The following is a 356-nucleotide window of genomic DNA, read 5'->3' as shown; positions in this document are numbered from 1 at the left end:
GGCCGGCGCCGAAGCGGTCGGCCCACCGCCCGGCAGTCGGCGCGAACACGCTGCCGGCAAACAGCGAGGCCGACAGCGCGCCGAATACCCAGCCTTCCGTGAGCCCGAACTCCCCAGCCATTGCTGGCGCCAGGATCGAGAAGCTGTAATAGAGCGTGCCGTAGCCGATGATCTGGGTCAGCCCAAGCGCCCAGATTGCCTTGCGCAGGACAGATCGTTCAGGCATCGGCGCCGGCCGCCATATTCTCTCGCGTCTCGGTGGCTGGCGCGGTTGCGCAGCCGCAGCCCGATGCGCCGGTTGCCTTGGCGTCCGCATCCCTGACGCAGCAGGCATCGACAGCGGCGGGCGCGGGCCC

Annotated in this window: 2 pseudogenes (both only partly in view); both read right to left on the bottom strand. The window is 69.9% G+C overall.

Annotated features, from left to right (window positions below):
- Window positions 1-226, bottom strand: a pseudogene (locus tag EOC06_RS40920) (MFS transporter) (its annotated part extends 281 nt beyond the left edge of the window); the annotation flags it as partial.
- A pseudogene (locus tag EOC06_RS24340) lies at window positions 219-356 on the bottom strand (NAD(P)-binding domain-containing protein) (it continues 1,286 nt past the right edge of the window). The pseudogenes EOC06_RS40920 and EOC06_RS24340, both read right to left, overlap by 8 nt.

The sequence above is a fragment of the Mesorhizobium sp. M7A.F.Ca.MR.362.00.0.0 genome (genome assembly GCF_004023175.1).
GTDB lineage: Bacteria > Pseudomonadota > Alphaproteobacteria > Rhizobiales > Rhizobiaceae > Mesorhizobium.
This window is presented reverse-complemented; position numbering and strand designations above follow the sequence as displayed.